Origin of the sequence: Citrobacter rodentium NBRC 105723 = DSM 16636, assembly GCF_021278985.1 — a bacterium.
Lineage (GTDB): Bacteria > Pseudomonadota > Gammaproteobacteria > Enterobacterales > Enterobacteriaceae > Citrobacter_A > Citrobacter_A rodentium.
Genome location: NZ_CP082833.1, coordinates 3,657,915 through 3,677,783 on the forward strand (window position 1 = coordinate 3,657,915; position 19,869 = coordinate 3,677,783).

16 protein-coding genes are annotated in these 19,869 nt (G+C 49.4%); 9 read left to right on the plus strand and 7 right to left on the minus strand.

The window, feature by feature from the left end; all coding sequences use genetic code 11:
* Positions 1-16: 16 nt before the first annotated feature.
* Complete coding sequence (locus K7R23_RS17360; protein ID WP_012906056.1) at positions 17-679, minus strand: winged helix-turn-helix transcriptional regulator; 663 nt, start codon at positions 677-679, stop codon at positions 17-19.
* Between the two features lie 354 nt (positions 680-1,033).
* Between K7R23_RS17360 and K7R23_RS17365 the strand changes: the two genes are divergently transcribed.
* The 8 genes from K7R23_RS17365 to rdrB all read left to right on the plus strand — a co-directional run bounded on the left by K7R23_RS17365 (position 1,034) and on the right by rdrB (position 12,439).
* Complete coding sequence (locus tag K7R23_RS17365) at positions 1,034-1,564, plus strand: fimbrial protein (RefSeq protein ID WP_012906055.1); 531 nt, start codon at positions 1,034-1,036, stop codon at positions 1,562-1,564.
* A gap of 49 nt (positions 1,565-1,613) precedes the next feature.
* Positions 1,614-2,291: a fimbrial biogenesis chaperone gene (locus K7R23_RS17370; RefSeq protein ID WP_012906054.1), complete on the plus strand. Its 678-nt coding sequence runs from the start codon at positions 1,614-1,616 to the stop codon at positions 2,289-2,291.
* A gap of 90 nt (positions 2,292-2,381) precedes the next feature.
* Complete coding sequence (locus tag K7R23_RS17375) at positions 2,382-4,829, plus strand: fimbria/pilus outer membrane usher protein (protein ID WP_012906053.1); 2,448 nt, start codon at positions 2,382-2,384, stop codon at positions 4,827-4,829.
* 367 nt (positions 4,830-5,196) lie between these two features.
* A complete protein-coding gene (locus K7R23_RS17380; RefSeq protein ID WP_231851607.1) occupies positions 5,197-5,802 on the plus strand; it encodes a fimbrial protein in 606 nt (201 codons plus the stop codon).
* 12 nt (positions 5,803-5,814) lie between these two features.
* Positions 5,815-6,330, plus strand: coding sequence for a fimbrial protein (locus K7R23_RS17385; RefSeq protein WP_012906051.1), 516 nt, complete (start codon positions 5,815-5,817; stop codon positions 6,328-6,330).
* 20 nt (positions 6,331-6,350) lie between these two features.
* Positions 6,351-6,998 (plus strand): LuxR C-terminal-related transcriptional regulator, encoded by a 648-nt coding sequence (locus K7R23_RS17390; protein ID WP_012906050.1) that lies wholly within the window; start codon positions 6,351-6,353, stop codon positions 6,996-6,998.
* Positions 6,999-7,310: 312 nt separating this feature from the next.
* Complete coding sequence (rdrA, locus tag K7R23_RS17395; RefSeq protein ID WP_012906049.1) at positions 7,311-9,866, plus strand: antiviral RADAR system adenosine triphosphatase RdrA; 2,556 nt, start codon at positions 7,311-7,313, stop codon at positions 9,864-9,866.
* Between the two features lie 2 nt (positions 9,867-9,868).
* Entirely contained in the window at positions 9,869-12,439 is a 2,571-nt protein-coding gene (rdrB, locus tag K7R23_RS17400) for an antiviral RADAR system adenosine deaminase RdrB (protein WP_012906048.1), read from the plus strand.
* A 90-nt stretch (positions 12,440-12,529) separates the two neighbouring features.
* On the opposite strand, the gene ychF is transcribed toward rdrB, so the two are convergent.
* Both ychF and pth read right to left on the minus strand, forming a co-directional pair.
* Positions 12,530-13,621, minus strand: a complete 1,092-nt coding sequence (gene ychF / locus K7R23_RS17405) for a redox-regulated ATPase YchF (RefSeq protein ID WP_012906047.1) — start codon at positions 13,619-13,621, stop codon at positions 12,530-12,532.
* Between the two features lie 116 nt (positions 13,622-13,737).
* The gene (gene pth, locus K7R23_RS17410) at positions 13,738-14,322 is read right to left on the minus strand and encodes an aminoacyl-tRNA hydrolase (protein WP_012906046.1); all 585 of its coding nucleotides are present in this window, start codon (positions 14,320-14,322) and stop codon (positions 13,738-13,740) included.
* Between the two features lie 275 nt (positions 14,323-14,597).
* Here pth and ychH point away from each other — a divergent pair, with 275 nt between their 5' ends.
* Complete coding sequence (gene ychH / locus K7R23_RS17415; protein ID WP_012906045.1) at positions 14,598-14,876, plus strand: stress-induced protein YchH; 279 nt, start codon at positions 14,598-14,600, stop codon at positions 14,874-14,876.
* 55 nt (positions 14,877-14,931) lie between these two features.
* Here the strand turns inward: ychH and dauA are convergent, their stop codons facing one another.
* From dauA to lolB, 4 genes are all read right to left on the minus strand, one after another.
* The gene (gene dauA, locus K7R23_RS17420) at positions 14,932-16,614 is read right to left on the minus strand and encodes a C4-dicarboxylic acid transporter DauA (protein WP_012906044.1); all 1,683 of its coding nucleotides are present in this window, start codon (positions 16,612-16,614) and stop codon (positions 14,932-14,934) included.
* Positions 16,615-16,999: 385 nt separating this feature from the next.
* Entirely contained in the window at positions 17,000-17,947 is a 948-nt protein-coding gene (prs, locus tag K7R23_RS17425) for a ribose-phosphate diphosphokinase (protein ID WP_001518537.1), read from the minus strand.
* Positions 17,948-18,212: 265 nt separating this feature from the next.
* A complete protein-coding gene (gene ispE / locus K7R23_RS17430) occupies positions 18,213-19,064 on the minus strand; it encodes a 4-(cytidine 5'-diphospho)-2-C-methyl-D-erythritol kinase (protein ID WP_012906043.1) in 852 nt (283 codons plus the stop codon).
* Positions 19,061-19,684 (minus strand): lipoprotein insertase outer membrane protein LolB, encoded by a 624-nt coding sequence (gene lolB, locus K7R23_RS17435; protein WP_012906042.1) that lies wholly within the window; start codon positions 19,682-19,684, stop codon positions 19,061-19,063. Before lolB ends, ispE begins: the two co-directional genes overlap by 4 nt.
* Positions 19,685-19,869 lie beyond the last annotated feature (185 nt).

The following is a 19,869-nucleotide window of genomic DNA, read 5'->3' on the forward strand; positions in this document are numbered from 1 at the left end:
CGAGCATAGCGTATGGCTAATACTTCAGCGGAATGTTTTGCTGGATTTGTTTAAGCACTCCGCGTTCCGTCATGATATAGCCGCCTTTTTTGAGGTCGGCAAGGATTTTCATGATGCTGCTGCGTGATAAAAAGGTCCGGCTCTGAATATAGTTAGCCGCGGTAATGCTATGACGAAATTCATTGGATTCTCTCATTAACTCATACAGTTGAGAGCGAATAATGTCGTATGAACTGGGTGCCGAAATGCGGGTGCAGTGATCGTAAACCCGCCCGGCGGTGTAGACCAGCAGCGCCGCCATGCTCTCCCAGAGATTTTCTCTGGCGATAATGTCATTCACCTTAGCCAGTGACAGCACCGCTACCTGCGAACACTCTTCACTGCGCATAAACAGATAACTGGAATCGCAAAGCTGGTTACTCAGGCCAAAAATAAACGGCGCGACTTCCGAATTAAACATAAAGCCGTCCCGCGTTCTGAAGATAGCAATGGTGCCTTTCAGAAGAATGAGACATTGATGAGAATGATTGTTTTTATAGTTAATTATTTGTCTGTTTTTTGTTTCATATACGTTGGCATGTGGAATGAGTCTTTCAATCATTTTTTCAATATGTTTAACGGGTTTAACCGGAAACGTTTTGTAGTCATTTGAATCAAAGGATAAATTTTTTCCGGGCATAGGTCGCCTCTCGCATTAATTGCTGCGCTAAAAGGACATAAGGTGTTTATTGATTTAACAATTATGCGGTTGGATGAAAAGGAATGGAATGCGGATCAAAGTGTAAAATTACACCAAAAAATCACTTGAGCGAATATATGTAGCTATATCAAAATTGTCACCAGGGAATACAACAATCAATTTCAAGCCCGTTTTTACGACGGCAGAAAAACGGGACGGTCAGTATTCCCGGTAACGTATGTGATTAATAATTTATCATTTTCATAGAGATAGTGAATTAACCCTGTCATAAGGATTAATTCACCCCGGCAGTGGCAGCACATTATAAATAAACAAAAGTTAAGGATAGCAATCATGAAAAAGAACAGTATAGCCCTGGCATTATCCGTGACGGCGCTTTTTACGGCAACAAACGTCATGGCCTATGACGGTACGGTGAATTTTGTCGGGCAAATCCTCGATACCGCCTGTACGGTGGATATTGGCGCCAACAACACGCTGGTGGTTGATATGGGCAACGTCTATAAGACCGCATTTGCCGCTGCGGGTGATGAGGCGTCGACGACAAAATTTACCCTGAGGCTGATTAATTGCCCGGCCAGTGTGAGTACCGCCAGAGTAAAATTTGATGGTGCGAACGACGCTTCCGACAGCACGTTGCTGGCGATTATGCCGGATCCGGCAGCAGCGGATGGCGTGGCGATTCGGCTCAAGACGGCGGATAAAACCAACCTCGATCTCAACCAGGTGAACGGCTACACGTACGTCGTATCCAGCACGATGGATAATAACCTGGATTTTTACGCCGCTTATGTCGCGACCCGCGTTCCGGTAATGGCAGGACCAGCTAACGCTGTCGCTAACTTCACCGTTAACTATAACTGATATGCCAGCATGTATTCAGGGCCGTCATTCGGCCCTTCAGAGGTTGATTATGCGTTTATTCGTTGTTTGCATCGCGTCGTTGATGGTTTGCGCCATGAGCATGGCGACAGCGCAGGCTGGCGTCTCTGTTGGCGGCACGCGCGTTATTTATGCCGGAGATAAAAAAGAGGCCTCTCTGAGCGTAACCAATCCCGATACGATCCCCTATTTAATTCAGTCGTGGATTGAAATGCAGGACGCGAGTGCCGGAAAAGCGCCTTTTATTATTACACCGCCGCTTTATCGTTTAGATAAAGGGCAGATAAACGTCATGCGCATTGTCCGCGCCGGTAATCTGCCGGAAGATAAAGAGTCGCTGTTCTGGCTGAATATTAAATCGATTCCCTCAACGGAGCGCAGAGATAATACCCTGCAAATAGCGATCAAAACGCGAATAAAACTGATTTATCGTCCGGCCGCGCTCGGTCAGTCGAACCCTCTGGCGCAGGCGGATAAATTAAGCTGGAAGTCTGTCGGCAAATTTATTCAGGTCACTAATCCTTCGCCATACTTTATTAATTTTAATGAGATCACCGTGGCCGGTAAACGGGTCGAAGAGGTGACATTTGTGGCGCCGGGAAGCTCTGCCCGATTTGCCCTGCCGGATGGGGTAACGGGCGGTAATGTGACGTTCAAAATAATTAATGATTACGGCGGAATTAGCGACGCGCACCGGAGCGCCATTTAGTTATATTCGCTGGCCGGGAAAGAGTTCTATGATGATAGCAAAATTTCTGTTTATTCCGCCCCCGGCCCCACTGGCGTTTTTTTATCCGTGATGATTACCAGCCTGCTGAATGAGGCGAGAGGGCGTGACTATTTTAATCCGGCGCTGCTGGAGAATAACCCAACCGCTGCGGATAATATCGATCTCTCTGCTTTTGAAACGGGACAACAGGCGCAGGGAACTTATCGCGTCGATATTATTCTCAACGGGGCGAATGTGGATACGCGTGAGATAGCCTTTTTCCCGGGGGAAGAGGGGGATCTTGAGCCGTGTCTCTCTGAAGCGCTGTTACAGCGTTATGGCGTAAAAACCGCGTCCTACCCTGGGCTTATGGCGAAGGGAAAGTGCGCGGACCTGGCCGCCATTCCTCAGGCCTCCAGCGAGCTGTTATTTAGCGCGCAGAAACTGCTGCTCACTATTCCGCAGGCCGCCTTATCCGCGCAGGCGCGCGGCTATGTCGCCCCCGAATTGTGGGATGAGGGGATTAGCGCCGTGATGCTTAATTACAGCTTCAGTGGGGATCGTAGCCGGACAAACGCGGATGGCGTAACAAGTAACAGTCAGTACGCCAGCCTGCGTCCTGGGATCAATGTCGGCCCGTGGCGGTTGCGAAACTATACGACCTGGAACCGCGACAGTCAGGGAAATGACAACTGGGATACGGTTTATACCTATCTTCAGCGCAATATTGTGCCGCTTAAAGCGCAGCTGGTGCTGGGCGACAGCGCCTCGCCCGCAGATATCTTTGACAGCATTCCGTTTCGCGGCGCGCAGCTTGCCTCTGATGACGAAATGCTGCCGGATTCGCTGAAAGGCTACGCACCGGTGGTGCGGGGGATCGCGCGAAGCCATGCGCAGGTGATCATTCGGCAAAACGGCTATCAGATTTATCAGAGCTACGTGGCGCCAGGAGCATTCGAAATCAGCGATCTGTACCCGACCGGCGGCGCAGGCGATTTAGATGTCACCCTGAAAGAAGCCGACGGCGGCGAACAGCACTTTACGGTGCCGTTTGCATCCTTACCGGTGCTCCAGCGTGAAGGGCGCGTCAAATATGCCTTAACTGCCGGACGCTACCGTTCCTACGACAGCCGGGTGGCGCAGAGCGGGTTTGCGCAGGGAACGACGATTTACGGGCTGCCGGCGGCCGTTACCGTGTACGGCGGGCTTCAGGCGGCCGATGACTATCGCGCAGTGGCGGCTGGCGCAGGCAAGAATTTTGGCGTCGTCGGGGCGCTCTCTACCGACCTGACCCGCTCCTGGTCGCAGCCGCGAAACGCGGCGAAGGCGCAGGGGCAATCCTGGCGTATTCGTTACAGTAAGAACAGCGTACTGACCGGAACGCATTTTGCCATTGCCGGGTATCGCTACTCGACCCGTGACTTTTACGCGATGGAAGAAGTGTTTACTACCCGGGGCGGCAGTAATACGCCTGCGCAGAAGCGACGTAACCGGATGGAGGCGAACGTCAGCCAGTCTCTCGGCCAGGGGCGCGGCGCGCTTTCGCTCAGCGCTGTACGGGAAGAGTACTGGAACAGAGAAAACCCCATGCAATCGTGGAGTGTCAGCTATAACAATGCCTGGAACGGGGTAAGTTACGGTATTAGCTGGACGCAGAGTAAAAATAGCCTTTCCGGTACAGACAACCGTTACGAAAAAGATCAGCAGATAGCCTTTAACGTCAGCGTTCCGCTGGAGGGCTTCATGGCAAACAGTTGGGCGCACTACAGTCTTAACGGCGGTCGCAATGCCGGGACAACGCACAGCGCAGGTCTGAGCGGTATGGCCCTGGCGGATAATGCGCTTAACTGGAACCTGCAACAGGGATACGGCAGCGACGGCGTGGGCTATACCGGCAGTCTCAACGCTGACTATAAAGGAACCTATGCCCAGGTCAGCAGCGGCTATAGCTACGACAGCAATATGCAACGGCTGAACTATGCGCTGGCGGGCGCGCTGCTGGCGCATGCTGACGGCGTCACGCTCTCCCAGCCGCTGGGGGAAACCAATGTTCTGATTAAAGCGCCGGGTGCGAACGGCGTTGGGGTGAAAAATCAGCGCGGCGTCAAAACTGATTTTCGCGGTTACACGGTTGCCGGCAACGTTTCGCCGTACCGTAACAATGATATCGGACTGGATACGTTATCCGTTCCGGCCAACGTTGAACTGGAATTGACCAATAAAAACGTAGTGCCGACCCGCGGGGCGGTGGTACGCGCAGAGTTTGTCGCCAGCGTGGGATTGCGCCTGTTGCTGACTTTGCATCGCGACAACGGGCGTCCCGTGCCGTTCGGCGCCAGGGTCGTCGTTCAAGGCGCTCAGGGACCCGGCTTTATTGTTGGCGATGACGGTCAGGTTTATCTGAGCGGTATGCAGCCGCAGGGCGAACTTGATGTCGCCTGGGGGGATGACCCGCAGCAGCGCTGCACCGTGGAATATTCGTTTAAAGCGGCGGTCGGAAGTGGCGATATTATCACTGACGCTCGTCTTTGCCGCTAATACAACCACTCAGAACATCGGGAATAAAAGCGTGCGGAAAATTTATTTTTTATTGGGCGTTTTACTGCTGGCATTCGCCCGAATGTGCCTGGCCGACGAGTGCGGAATAACATCGCCCTTATTTCAGAGCGTCTCGCTGGGCAATGTGCTGGTGCAGCGGGATACGCCGCCAGGGGCCGAGATAGCCCGTGTCAGAGCCTCAGGCTTCATCGAATTAACGGCTTTTTCTCCGACAGGCGTCGTCAATTGTCAGGGCGGATACACCTTTAATTACTTATCAGCGACGCCTGCAGCCATCAGTGGGGTTTATAATACTAATCTTGCGGGAGTAGGCATAAAAGTGTCAGTTGATGCGGGAAATTTTATATTGCCCTCTCGTGGCGCGAATATTAAAACGTTGTATTACGTTGGCAATTATGACGTTATCCTTTACAAAACCGGGGAAATAACGCCCGGCCTGTTAACGCCAGGATTAGTCGCCACCGGCTGGTATGACTCGCCAGAAAACGAATTTATGCGCATTTCTTTGGGGGGGAATAACCAGGTTTCGGTACTGGCCTGTTCGCTCACCAGCCAGGTCATTAACTTTAATCTTGGGGATATTAATGCCAGCGAATTTTCCGAACGTCCCGGTTTTATTCCGGCCTATAGCGATACGCAACATCTGGGACTGAACTGCGATCCCGCAGCCAACATTAATGTCGAACTGGTGGGAACGCAAAACCCGGATGCGATTGCCGAACCCGGCGTGCTGGCGCTCAACGGACAGGGAAATCCCGGTATCGCTGATGGCGTAGGGATCCAGTTTATTTATAACGGTATTCCGTTACAGGTGAATAACCGCATTGTTCTGAAACGTTCAGCCGGGGGACAGGAGATGTTTCCGCTGACGGCACGCTATTACCAGACGAAGGCGATTGTAAAACCGGGACGCGCCGATGCGACGGCGACGCTGAATATTACTTATCAATAGCAGAGGATAACAATGCGAGGCAGGCACTGTCTGGCGGCAATAGCGCTGTTTTCAGTTCCGGCATGGGGCGTGGGCGATCCGGTTATGCTTAACGTGACGGGAAATGTGAAAGCCGCGCCTTGTCAGGTGCGCAGCGACAGCGTGGCGAAAACGGTGGATTTAACAGCCGGACATTCTGTCACGGCCTCTTCGCTGTACACATCGGGTTCAGCCACGCCCTGGGTGGCATTTGATCTCAGCGTGGAGAAATGTCCGCCAGGGACGACCCGCGTAACGATCGTGTTTAACGGCGCGCCGGATGATGATAATCCACGTGATATGTATAAAAACGTCGGTAGCGCAACGCCGGTCGCCATACAGTTGCAGAGCAGCGAGGGCCAGCCGCTGGGAGATGGAACATTGCTGGCGGGGGATATTACCGGTCAGCAATACACGTGGAAACTGCGCGCCAGAATATATAGCCAGCAGGGGCAAGTTATGCCGGGAACCATTAATTCGGTGGTCACGGTTTCCATGATTTATCAGTAACCCTTATGCAGGAAGCATAAATGAATATTGTTATCCGCAGTGACGATACCTACTATAAAATGGGGCTGATCGCGCTGCTCACGAATTTCCTTCACAATACGTGTCAGCAGCGGACGTTAACCTTTGCTGATTATCAGGCAGAAAATATATCAGACGCGCAGATTATTATTACCGTGCTGCGTCCCGGAGAAATGTACCTGTGCCATCCGGAATTGTTAAACGTTGCGCCGAAACTTATGGTCGGTATTGTTGAAACTGAACACATGCCGGCACGGAGCGCGCTTCCCGATTGCCTGAAGCAGATCGTTCTCATCCCGCAAGACGCGACGGTTGCGGAAATAAGCAGCGTAATAAAATATCACTGGTTACGAAAACAAAATGAAGAGCCCGTCAGAGGGGAACAGGATTGTGCGGGGTGCACCCACCGAATGTTCAGCGAACGGCAGGGGCGTATGTTAGAGCTGCTGTTAGCCGGATTATCATCCCGCCAGGTTGGCGAGCAGATGAATATTGCGCAAAAAACGGTGCTGGCCCATCGACAGGCGTTACTGCATAAATTCAGATTACGCACGAACTGTGAACTGATGCGATTTTTACTGGCTATGCAGCAAAAAAAATCCACGCGCCTGCGTGGATTTTTGGAAACTGGGAATGAGATTGAGTGTTAAATTTTTTGAGGATTTATGCACAAAATCCTGATGCGAAATGTTTTCAAAAATTGTCAGGTTAACGTTCCTGCAGATCTTTGCGTTACATGTCATTTCTGGATCCTTTCCCGACAGGTTAGGTTGTGATTGATATGATGCCCATCTCTCATTTTAGTGATCGTTATCCCTTTATAAACAGGAGTTTATATGTTATCTATATGCAATAGACTTAAATCGATATACGTGCGCAGCTTACGATTCACCTCTCTACTTACTATTTAAGGAAAAGAGTGAGGGGAGAATTGATTTTCATTAAGATATTATGAGAGAATTATGACTAGTGAAATAGTGTTAAATCTTGATTTCCCAGAATATAAGGATGATTTTTGTACTGATAGCATTGATGAGCAAGATAATGAGTTGTGGCAGCAACAGGCCAATAAAAAGCTACTTTCGTTTCTCGAGGTGATGGGGGAGGAAGCAAGACGATATAAAGAAAATAATTCCCGTAGTACGCATCCACATTATAAGACATTGAGTAGTTATCACCATGCAATCTTTATCAGTGGCGCGCGGGGGGCGGGGAAAACTGTTTTCATGAGAAATGCCAGATTTAGCTGGCAAAAACATTATAATAAAGATCTAAAACGCCCTAAGCTATATTTTATTGATGTGATTGACCCGACGCTATTGAATATTGATGACCGTTTTTCTGAAGTCATTATCGCTTCAATATATGCTACGGTAGAAAAGCGGATGAAGCAACCTGATATTGCGCAGAATATCAAAGATAATTTTATTAATTCGCTTAAGACGTTGTCCGGTGCATTAGGTAAATCAAAAGATTATGATGAATATAGGGGCATTGATCGTATTCAAAAATATCGTTCTGGAATCCACCTTGAAAAATATTTCCATCAGTTCTTGATTTCAAGCGTTGAGTTACTGGATTGCGATGCGCTGGTTTTGCCGATTGATGATGTTGATATGAAAATAGATAACGCTTTTGGTGTTCTGGACGATATTCGCTGCCTGTTGTCATGTCCATTAGTTCTACCATTAGTTAGTGGGGATAATGATCTTTATCGGTTCATTGCCAAAAGTAAATTTGAGGAATTATTAAATCGTAAAGCAAACTCTAATTATGCTAAAGAAGGCAGCGAGATAGCAGAAAGATTATCAGAAGCATATATTACTAAAGTATTCCCCAGCCATGTGAAGATACCCCTCCAACCGATAGATGAGTTGTTGCCATATCTTTATATACATTCTAATGAAGATGAAAATAAACAACATACAAGCTATTCTGAATTTATCAAACTTGTACAACAAAAATTCTACTTTCTTTGTAATGGGCAAGAACGAAGCACAAATTGGCCGCAGCCGAGAAGCGCACGTGAAGTTACGCAACTAATCCGTTCTTTACCTCCGTCTACTCTTAGTAAGGAAGATGATTCGGGAACTGATTTATGGCAACGCTTCGCTGTCTGGGCGGAAGAACGTCGCGATGGATTAGCATTAACCAATGTTGAATCTTATCTGTTTATTAAGAATGCGAAAGCAGTAGAAGATTTAAATCTGTCAAATCTTATTGCTTTTAATCCTTTACTGCAAAAAGGAAAATATCCCTGGGCAGAAAAGGATTTTTATAAACAGCAGTCCCAACGTCGGAAAGAGCTCAATGCCCCCGAAACAAATTCAGGTATCCTTAATACCGTATTTTCCGAACAAAGGAAAGATTTTATTTTAAGAAGTATGCCTGCGCTGGAACTCATTATGGAGCCTATGTATGTCACTAAGACGGTAGCAGAAAAAAATGATAATTCTGCGCTTATAGCGATCTATACCCATTCTGATTATTACAGCCAGCAGCAGAACAGACGATGTCATATATTTTTTGGCAGAGCTTTTGAAATAATGTTCTGGTCAGTATTAGCGAAAACTGAAAATCTTCCACAAGAATTTTATGAAAAAGATAAGTTTAAATCTTTATTTGGTAATATTTTCAAAAAAGTACCATTCTACTCAATATTTTCAATGAACCCTACAAAGGTTGTTGATGAAGAAAATGACGATGGCAGTGAACCTGATTTTTCGCAAAAACTGGACGATAGCATTAATGAACTGGTGGAAGATATATATATCTGGGCAACCAGTAATAAATTGCGAGCCTTCAAAAATAAAAATTTAATACCCTTAATGACGTGCGTTTTTAATAAGGTATTTTCACAGATCAATGTACTGAGAAAAAACGTGCAGGACAGAGTTAAATTTAGAGATGAACATTTGTCAGATCTGGCTAAGCGATTTGAGTATATGTTTATTAATGCTATCTTTACTTTCATCAGAGAAGGGGTAGTTGTCAATACCAATGTGGCAACAGGCGCAGCTCCTGCCAGAGTACGTAATTTATCAGAGTTTAATAGGTATGATAAAACATTATCCAGGAATATGTCCGGGATTTTATCCGTGAAAGAGGATAATGGCTTAACGATAGTCAAAGAGAGTGAGGGCGATATCGCAGATCTGTTATTTGAAATTTGGCATAGCCCATTATTTAAATTAACAACCAGGACATGTTACCCAATAGGTAAAATAAATTCGCAAAATACGGCCCAGGAAAATTTATCATCAGATTTTAATTCATTTTTTGAAAATGGTATCAACTTCGAATTGATAAAACAATATTATTGGCAAACTTCAAATCATGATAATATCAGGACAGCAGACGTTAGGGAATGGGCAACTTCACGTCTTAATGAAGCAATCATCCTTTTTTCATGGATGAAAGAAAGCAAGTCTATTAAAGCGAAAATTGACGGACAGAGCTACGAGGGTCGGCTCTTTCGCGGGCTTCAGCAGGCGCTGGAAGGTTATGAGGAGGTCTGAGTATGTTTAATCAGGATCCTTATTGGCTCATTCCTACCCTTTGTCTGGCATCAGACCGAATTTTTTATGCACAATTGCGAGACCACTTAGGCCAGAAAAGTAGCGGTGAACGCAAAAAAGAAAAAAATGGATATATACTGGTACAGGCGGCACAAGACTATCAATTCTATTTTGGCGGCCGTATTCGGAAAGAGGATGTGCAAAATAATGCCTTAATGTGGCAGATAGAAACTGGTAATGAAAATTGCTTATCGATGCTTGATAGTTTGTCAGCATATTTCCTCACATGGCGCGGCAATTGTTTTGAGGTCAGGCGTGAGCGACTTGAACCCTGGCTGATGATCTGTTCCGTGATAGATCCCGCATGGATTATTGCCTATGCATACCAACAATTGATTAAACAAAATGTTGTATGTGATAGTGAGCTTATTTCTTTGCTGACAGAACATCAATGTCCATTTGCCTTTCCAAAAGGCAGAGGGGACATTTCCTTTGCTGATAATCATGTCCATCTTAATGGTCATGGTTATAGTTCAATTTCAATGCTGAACTTTATAGATGGAAATTATAAGGTTAAAAAAGGGATAAAATGGCCCTATCGGCAGGAATACACCCTCTTTGAAAGTGGTCTTCTGGATAAAAATGATCTTCCCCGCTGGCTGTCCGCTTATAGCTCTTGCTTACTTAAAAATGTATATAATTCATTTCAACAAGGAAAAAGATCCGAGGTAGATTTCACATGTCTGAAGGATGCGGTCGAAACGGTGCTTGCGGATGAGGATAAATATTATTTTTTAGAGGTAGCTTCGCTATATGATGTTGTCACCTTGCAGCAAAGAGTGCTTTATGAAGCCGCCCAGCAGAAATATCACTCACATCAACGTTGGTTACTGTATACTTGCGGAATAATGTTAGGTACAGAATCTGAAGATTATGCGAATGCGCTGGCTAACCTGATCCGAATCAGCAATATTCTAAGAAACTATATGGTTGTATCTGCGGTTGGATTGGGACAATTTATTGATTTTTTCGGCTTCAACTATCGTCGAATAACAAAGCCAGCTGATACAAACAACCGAGTTCATTATGATTCTTCTGCTGGTATTTCCAGAGAATATCGTGTCTCTCCTGATTTTGTACTGGGTAGCGGCGTAATGCCTGATATATATGCCAGGCAACTTTTCGATTTTTATTGTACCCAAGCACGCAAGGGCGTACCCGAACAAGGACATATTGTTGTTCATTTTACACGTTCCTTTCCTGACAAAAAATCAACATATGATAAATTGCTAACCGAGTGTCGCGAACGGTTACGTTCTCAGTGTGATTATTTTGGCCGTTTTTTAACATCGCTTACTTTGCAGTCGATAGAATATAAAAATTTATCTACTGATGAAGATCGAAGCATAGACATTAGAAAATTAGTTCGTGGCTATGATGTTGCTGGAAATGAAAACGAGCTACAAATAGAGGTATTTGCCCCGGTTCTCCGGGTACTGCGTGCTGCTAAATTTAAAGGGGAGGGGGTGAACTTTAAAAGGCTACAGCGCCCTTTTATTACTGTACATGCTGGTGAGGATTATTGTCATATACTCAGTGGCCTTCGGGCTATGGATGAAGCCGTTGAATTTTGTATGTTAGGAGAAGGCGATCGTATAGGGCATGGATTAGCTCTGGGAGTAGATATAAAACTATGGGCGAATCGCCAAAAGCGAGCATACCTGACGGTTGGACAACATCTTGATAATTTGGTTTGGGCATATCATCAGGCAGTATTACTTTCTCAACATATTGTCGAGCATATACCAGTAATGCATGAATTAAGGGATAAGATCCATTATTGGTCTCATCAATTATATAGTGAAACTTATACGCCAGATTTACTCTTTAAAGCATGGCTGCTCCGCCGTAACTGGCCGGATTATAAGTCAATCATATCTGATCCAGCAAATATCAATGAATGGGTGCCTGACCAACATATTTTAGTCAGTACAGATGAGACTACAGCTAAGGCCAGAAAAATTTGGGAACGTTATTTAAATAGCGGTCTGGCAGAAAATGATGTTTTTAACAGAATAATTTCAGTAAATTGTGCGCCCGATACAGCGCAAAATTTTTCAATGACCTTTAATGAAAATGAAGATATTTTATCCAAAGGGGAATTATTATTGTATGAAGCTATCCAGGATTTCTTAATCGAAAAATATAGTAGGTTGGGTTTAGTCATAGAAGCTTGTCCAACCTCAAATATTTATATTGGCAGACTGGAGAAATATCATGAGCACCCATTATTCCGTTGGAATCCTCCTGACTCCCAATGGATTAAACCTGGTGGGAAATTTAATCGCTTTGGATTGCGCACAGGACCTTTATCTGTCTGTATAAATACAGATGACAGTGCATTGATGCCAACCACAATTGAAAACGAACATCGCTTAATGAGAGACTGCGCCATACATTTTTATGGTATTGGAACATGGATGGCGGATTTATGGATAAACTCAATACGCATAAAAGGTATTGAAATATTCAAAGGTAATCATTTAAGTCAGGATTTAGATAATTTAATCTAAATGTAAACAAGAAATCCACGCAAATGCGTGGATTTTAAGTCAACTTATTATTCTCTGAAACGGTTTAACCGTTCGGAACAACAGATTAAATCAGACGTTAAACAGAAAGTTCATCACATCGCCATCTTTAACGATGTAGTCCTTGCCTTCCGCCCGCATTTTTCCGGCTTCTTTCGCGCCTTGCTCGCCTTTATAGGTAATAAAATCTTCGAAGGCGATGGTCTGGGCGCGAATAAAGCCTTTTTCAAAATCGGTATGGATTTTACCCGCCGCCTGCGGCGCCGTCGCGCCAACCGGAATGGTCCACGCACGAACTTCTTTTACGCCAGCGGTGAAATAGGTTTGCAGGTTAAGCAGACTGTACCCGGCGCGAATCACGCGGTTCAGGCCTGGTTCTTCCAGACCCAGCTCCTGCATAAATTCGTCGCGCTCTTCGTCGTCCAGCTCGGCGATGTCGGCTTCAACCGCAGCACAGACCGGCACGACCACCGAGCCTTCTTTGGCGGCGATTTCACGCACCTGGTCCAGATACGGGTTATTTTCGAAACCATCTTCGTTAACGTTGGCGATGTACATGGTCGGTTTCAGGGTCAGGAAGCTCAGATAGCGGATCGCCGCTTTATCTTCATCCGTCAGATCCAGCGAACGCAGCATTCCCGCTTCGGCAAGGTGCGGCAGACATTTTTCCAGCGCGGCCAGCTCGGCTTTGGCATCTTTATCGCCGCCTTTCGCTTTCTTCTGCACGCGATGGATCGCGCGCTCGCAGGTGTCGAGATCCGCCAGCGCCAGCTCGGTGTTAATGACGTCGATATCTTCCGCCGGGTTCACTTTGCCAGCGACGTGAATAATATTGTCATTCTCGAAGCAGCGTACAACGTGGCCGATCGCTTCGGTTTCACGAATGTTGGTCAGGAACTGGTTACCCAGACCTTCGCCTTTGGACGCGCCTTTTACCAGACCGGCGATATCCACGAATTCCATTGTAGTAGGGAGAATACGCTGCGGTTTGACGATCTCAGCCAGCTGCTCCAGACGCGGATCCGGCATCGGGACGACGCCGGTATTGGGTTCGATCGTACAGAACGGGAAGTTGGCCGCTTCAATACCGGCTTTGGTCAGCGCGTTGAACAGGGTGGATTTCCCGACGTTGGGCAAACCAACGATACCGCATTTGAATCCCATGATTTAAATCACCTTAATATCTTAATAATCAACCTGTTGCATAAAACAGATTGCAGAAATGGAAATAACTTCGCCTATTATACACGGCGCACGGCAAAAATGCCGCAGATCGCTGCTTATTGTGCTTTGAAGGTATGCAAACGGCTGGTGGCTTTCGCCAGGCCATCCCTAAACCAGACTTCAGTACAGCGCGCCGCTTCGTCAATTGCTTCGTCAATTAACTTCTGTTCAGAGACGGGCGGTTTCCCTAACACAAAGCCGACAACTTTGTTTTTATCGCCGGGATGACCGATTCCGACCCGTAAGCGGTGAAAGTTCGGGTTATTGCCGAGCTTGCTGATGATATCTTTCAGTCCGTTGTGACCGCCATGTCCGCCGCCCAGTTTAAATTTCGCCACCCCTGGCGGCAGATCCAGTTCATCATGCGCGACCAGAATTTCATCGGGGTTAATGCGATAAAAACTTGCCATTGCGCCGACCGCTTTGCCGCTCAGGTTCATAAAGGTGGTGGGAACCAGTAAACGGACATCTTCTCCTGCCAGCGTGACTCTTGAGGTATAACCGAAGAATTTCGCCTCTTCGCGCAGGGGGGCGCGCAGCCGTTCAGCCAGTAAATCGACGTACCATGCGCCAGCGTTATGTCGTGTCGCTGCATATTCCGCGCCGGGGTTCGCCAGGCCGACAATCAATTTAATCGTCACGTTTTTTATCCTGAATGGGTCTGTATCCGGGGCGTAGTTTACTGTCTGCGCTGCCGCTTGACAAAAAGGAACGGAATTTATGTGAAACTATAATAATTGCAAATGTTGATTATTATAATTTCATGCAGTTCAGGGGCTTATTTGTAAAGATTTGTTGAACATCCCGTTGTATTTGTGATCGGACCCGCACTCCACAAGTCGCCTGGTGTCTATACTTTACCCATAAGGATTAGGGGGATTCCCTGAAACAACCCATAAAGTTCCGGAGGTGACATATGAAACGCAAAAACGCTTCGTTACTCGGTAATGTGCTAATGGGGTTGGGGTTAGTGGTGATGGTTGTTGGCGTTGGGTACTCCATTTTAAACCAGCTGCCGCAATTTAACCTGCCACAATTTTTCGCACATGGCGCAGTGCTCAGTATTTTCGTCGGGGCTATTTTGTGGCTGGCAGGCGCCCGCGTCGGGGGACATGAGCAGGTCTGCGACCGCTACTGGTGGGTTCGCCACTACGACAAACGCTGCCGTCGCAACGACAACCGCCGTCACAGCTAAGCGGAGCGCCCGTGGCAGGCCCGGTAAGCGCGAACGCCTCCGGGCTCAGGCGTTGTTATGACAGATCGGCCAGCGCCGCATCCCGGTTGGCAAAGAAGGCGAGGCGGCCCGGTACCGGTTTAATACCGGCCCGCGCCATGGTGCGCAGCGGTTGAAATTCGACGTTGCTGACCCGCAGTTCGCATCCTTCCGGCAGGCGTTTAACAAAGCGCTGGAATGCATCCAGTCCTCCGGCATCCAGTACCGGCACCGCATCCCACTTCAGCACCACAATGCGTTTTCCCGCGATACGTGATTCCAGATCGCTGAACAGACCTTCCGCCGCTGCGAAAAACAGCGGACCAATCACCCGCAGGACCAGCACATCGTCCGGTACTTCGACGTTAACCGCCGCCAGGCGCGTCATACGCGCGATCCGCCGCATAAACAGCAGGGAGGCGAGCACAATCCCGACGCTGATGGCGATGACCATATCAAACAGCACCGTCAGCGACATGCACATCAGCATCACAATAATGTCGTCTTTCGGCGCGTGGCGCAGCAGATCCACCACCTTATGCGCTTCGCTCATGTTCCAGGCGACCATCAGTAGCAGCGCGGCCATAGCCGACAGCGGCAGCCAGGAGAGCAGCGGCGCCAGCACCAGCAGGGCGAGGATAACCAGAATCGCGTGGATCACCGCGGAGACCGGCGAGGTCGCGCCGGCGCGAACGTTGGCCGCAGATCGCGCGATGGCGGCGGTGGCGGTAATGCCGCCAAAGAACGGGGCGACAATATTGCCCAGACCCTGACCAATCAACTCGCTGTTGGCTTTATGCTTGGTGCCGGTCATGCCGTCAAGCACCACGGCGCACAGCAGCGACTCAATCGCGCCGAGCATCGCCATGGAGAAGGCCGCCGGAAGCAGGGCGCGCAGGGAGTCCCAGCTCAGGGTAAAGTTGGAATCCGGCAGATTCCACGGCAGCACCAGCTGGGGCAACAGCTGCGGAATGCCGTTACCCTGCGATCCATCGGCCAGCACATAGTGAAACTGCGAGCCGATGGTCGCGACATTGCCGCCGAGCAGATTGACCACACCCATCACCGCGCAGCCCAGCAGCAACGCCGGAAGATGGCCCGGCAGGCGAATACCCAGACGCGGCCAGAAAATCAGGGTGCCCAGCGTCACGATACCGATAGCGGCATCGCCCGGGTTCACCGTCGGCAGCGCCATAAACAGCGCGCCCACTTTTTGCAGGTAGTGCTCAGGCATATGCGCTATCTGCAAACCAAGAAAATCTTTGATTTGCATGGTGCCGATAGTGATACCAATCCCGGAGGTGAAACCTAAGGTCACGGAAACCGGAATATATTCGATCAGGCGACCAAAGCGGGCCAGGCCAAAGAGGATCAGGAAAATTCCCGACATCAGGGTCGCCACCAGCAGGCCTGCCAGCCCAAACTGTTGCGAAACCGGATAGAGGATCACCACAAAGGCGGCGGTAGGGCCGGAAACGCTGAAGCGCGAACCGCCGGTTAAGGCAATTACGATCCCGGCGATCGCCGAGGTATAAAGCCCGTACTGCGGCGCCACGCCGCTGCCGATAGCCAGCGCCATGGCGAGAGGAATGGCGATGATACCGACCGTTATCCCGGCAATCAGGTCGCGGGTAAAACGCGAGGCGGTATATTTTTCTTTCCAACAAGCGTCGATGAGGGCGCGGAAAGGCATCACATGTGAGGAAAAAATTCTGTTCACAATAATGTTTCATCCATGAGCGCATCATCTGTCAACTAAATGGCAGGTGAAGGAGGCATAAGTCATACAAATGGTGGTTAAACATAAAAAAACCGCCGTAGCGGGTGTTCCTGGATTACAGATCCGGTCGCAGTGTCTGTTGGCGTTTCGTTTATCGCTCCTCGCTATAATACCTCTCTGAAGGCCGGATAAGGCGCTAACGTCGTTAACACGCCTGGCGATAATATCTCTCTGTAGGCCGGATAAGGCGTTTACGCCGCCATCCGGCAAACGCGCTTCGCTTATCAGGCCCGCAACCGGAGCTGGTCTGCGAAAAGGTCCGGACAGCACGGAGCGATTTATCAGCAAAAAAACCCGCCGCAGCGGGTTTTTGCGGCGGGTTCGATTAGTGTTCGAACATCGCAGAAATCGATTCTTCGTTGCTGATACGGCGAATCGCTTCGGCCAGCATACCCGACAGGGTTAACGTGCGTACGTTCGGCAGCGCTTTGATTTCGTCAGTCAGCGGAATAGTATCGCAGACCACGACTTCATCAATCACCGAGTTACGCAGGTTATTTGCCGCATTGCCGGAGAAGATCGGGTGCGTTGCGTAAGCGAATACGCGCTTCGCGCCACGTTCTTTCAGCGCTTCCGCCGCTTTGCACAGCGTACCGCCGGTGTCGATCATATCGTCAACCAGCACGCAGTCACGGCCGGCTACGTCGCCGATGATGTGCATCACCTGAGAAACGTTAGCGCGCGGACGACGCTTGTCGATGATCGCCATATCGGTGTCGTTCAGCAGCTTAGCGATAGCGCGGGCACGCACGACGCCACCGATGTCCGGAGAAACCACGATCGGGTTATCCAGGTTCAGCTGCAGCATATCTTCTAACAGAATCGGGCTACCGAATACGTTATCAACCGGCACGTCAAAGAAGCCCTGGATCTGCTCAGCATGCAGGTCTACGGTCAGTACGCGGTCAACGCCGACGCTGGACAGGAAGTCCGCAACAACTTTTGCCGTAATCGGCACACGAGCGGAACGTACACGACGGTCCTGGCGCGCATAGCCAAAGTAAGGGATAACGGCGGTGATACGGCCTGCGGAAGCACGGCGCAGGGCATCAACCATAACGACCAATTCCATCAGGTTGTCGTTAGTGGGGGCACAAGTGGACTGGATGATGAAAATATCACCACCGCGTACATTTTCGTTGATTTGTACGCTGACTTCGCCGTCGCTAAAGCGACCTACAGCGGCGTCGCCGAGAGAAGTGTACAGGCGGTTGGCAATACGTTGTGCTAGTTCCGGGGTGGCGTTACCAGCAAAAAGCTTCATATCAGGCACGAGAAGAACCTCAGGCATGCGTCCATTGGTGGAAAGAATCTGCCGAAAACTGTGCGGGCCAGGCAGGATTCTCTCCATGCGGTGTATTTAAAGAGCGCGATGCAACGTCTGGAACAGGGTGACGTTGTCACCGAAACTCAGCTTGCCCGGCTTACTCGCCATCATTCATGTTTCATGTACGCTGGCTTCAATGCCTCACGCCAGGCGCATACGGGATGTATGCTCCTGGCGCATCATTTCGCCATCTTCCTGAAACCCGAATGATTCAGAGTAACGCTCTGTGCAGCGGGGAGAGGTTGACGCCTTTCGCCACGAAGCCGTTGAGCCATTCCGGGGCTTGCTCCAGCACCTGGCGGGCAGCAGACTCTGTATCGAATTCAGCAAAGACACAGGCTCCTGTACCAGTCAGGCGCGACGGCGCGTATTCTAACAGCCAGGAAAGCGCCGCATCAACCTCGCGAAAACGTTTTCTTGCGATAACCTCGCAATCATTGCTGAATTCACACTTTAATAACGTTTCTATTGACCTTTGCGGTGTGTTGCGCGGCAGTTGCGGGTCCTGGAAGATGAGAGGGGTGGCAATACTCACGCCAGGGTGGGCGACAAGATACCACTTCTCAGGCGGATTAACGGGCGTCAGGATTTCACCAACCCCTTCGGCAAACGCCGCCTGTCCATGGACAAACACCGGCACGTCTGCGCCAAGCTGAATACCCATTTCCGCCAGCTCATCAAGAGAAAGACCGCAGCCCCAGAGATGGTTCAGCGCGACAAGCGTCGTCGCGGCGTTAGACGAGCCGCCGCCGAGACCGCCGCCCATCGGCAGGCGTTTGTCGATACGAATATCCGCGCCGCTGCCTGCGGGCAGACGACCGCTGGCCGCGGCGTTTTTCATCAGTAAACGGGCGGCGCGAACGATCAGGTTATCCTCATGCGCCACGCCCTCTACCGGCGTCAACAGGCGGATACCACCGTCATCGCGCGGTTCGATACCGAGGGTATCGCCGTAGTCGAGGAACTGAAACAGGGTTTGCAGCGTGTGATAGCCATCGGCACGCTGCCCGGTGATATATAAAAACAGATTCAGTTTTGCCGGAGATGGCCACCAGGTCATCATTTTACGATCCAGTTATCCATTTTCAGCTTGATGCGCTGCTCGCCGTTCGACAGTTCCATATTGGCGGGCATCTCGGGCCGGCTTTTGCTGTCATAAGCGCTGTAGACCACTTTCCAGTTTTTCCCGTCCTGGCGGTAATTCACTTCGCTGAGGCGATAGCGATCGTCCAGCTTGTAGTCGGTGGCGTCGCCCGGCAGGCCGAGGATCCACTGGCGCAGGCTGTTAAGCGGAATCGGCATCCCGGTCAGCTTTGCCAGCATCTCTTCAGCATCGTCGGCGGTATAACGCTGGCCTTTATTATCCACCAGCAGAACGTTTCCGGGCTGCGCGTTCAGTTCCAGCTCGGTACTGCCGAGCGGGTTGGTCAGCAGTAGGCGGTAGCGGTCTTGGCCGGTTTGTTGCCAGAAGAAGCGGGCATACACTTTCTGCTCGTCGGAGATAAAGGCAAATGCGCCGCGCGTCTGGTACTGGTTTAAGTTACGCACCTCCTGCTGATGCTGGCGCCACTGCGGGGAATCAGGGCTTTTGCCCGGACCTTTCGGCGCATTGATCGTACAGGCGGTCAGAATCAGGCTTGCCAGCGGCAGCAGGCGAATCAGGCGAAAATCAGGCAGGGTCATAGTGATGACGAATCCTTGTGATACGTTGCAATAATAATTGTTAATGCTAGCGCCGGGTGGGTACATCGTCTACGTTCACGTTATCTTATTTTAAGCGCTAAGCTATTACTCCAAAAGGGGACCCTCTCTTTTATTGATTACGCGCATCCTGTATGATGCGAGCAGACTAACCATATCAACGCTGG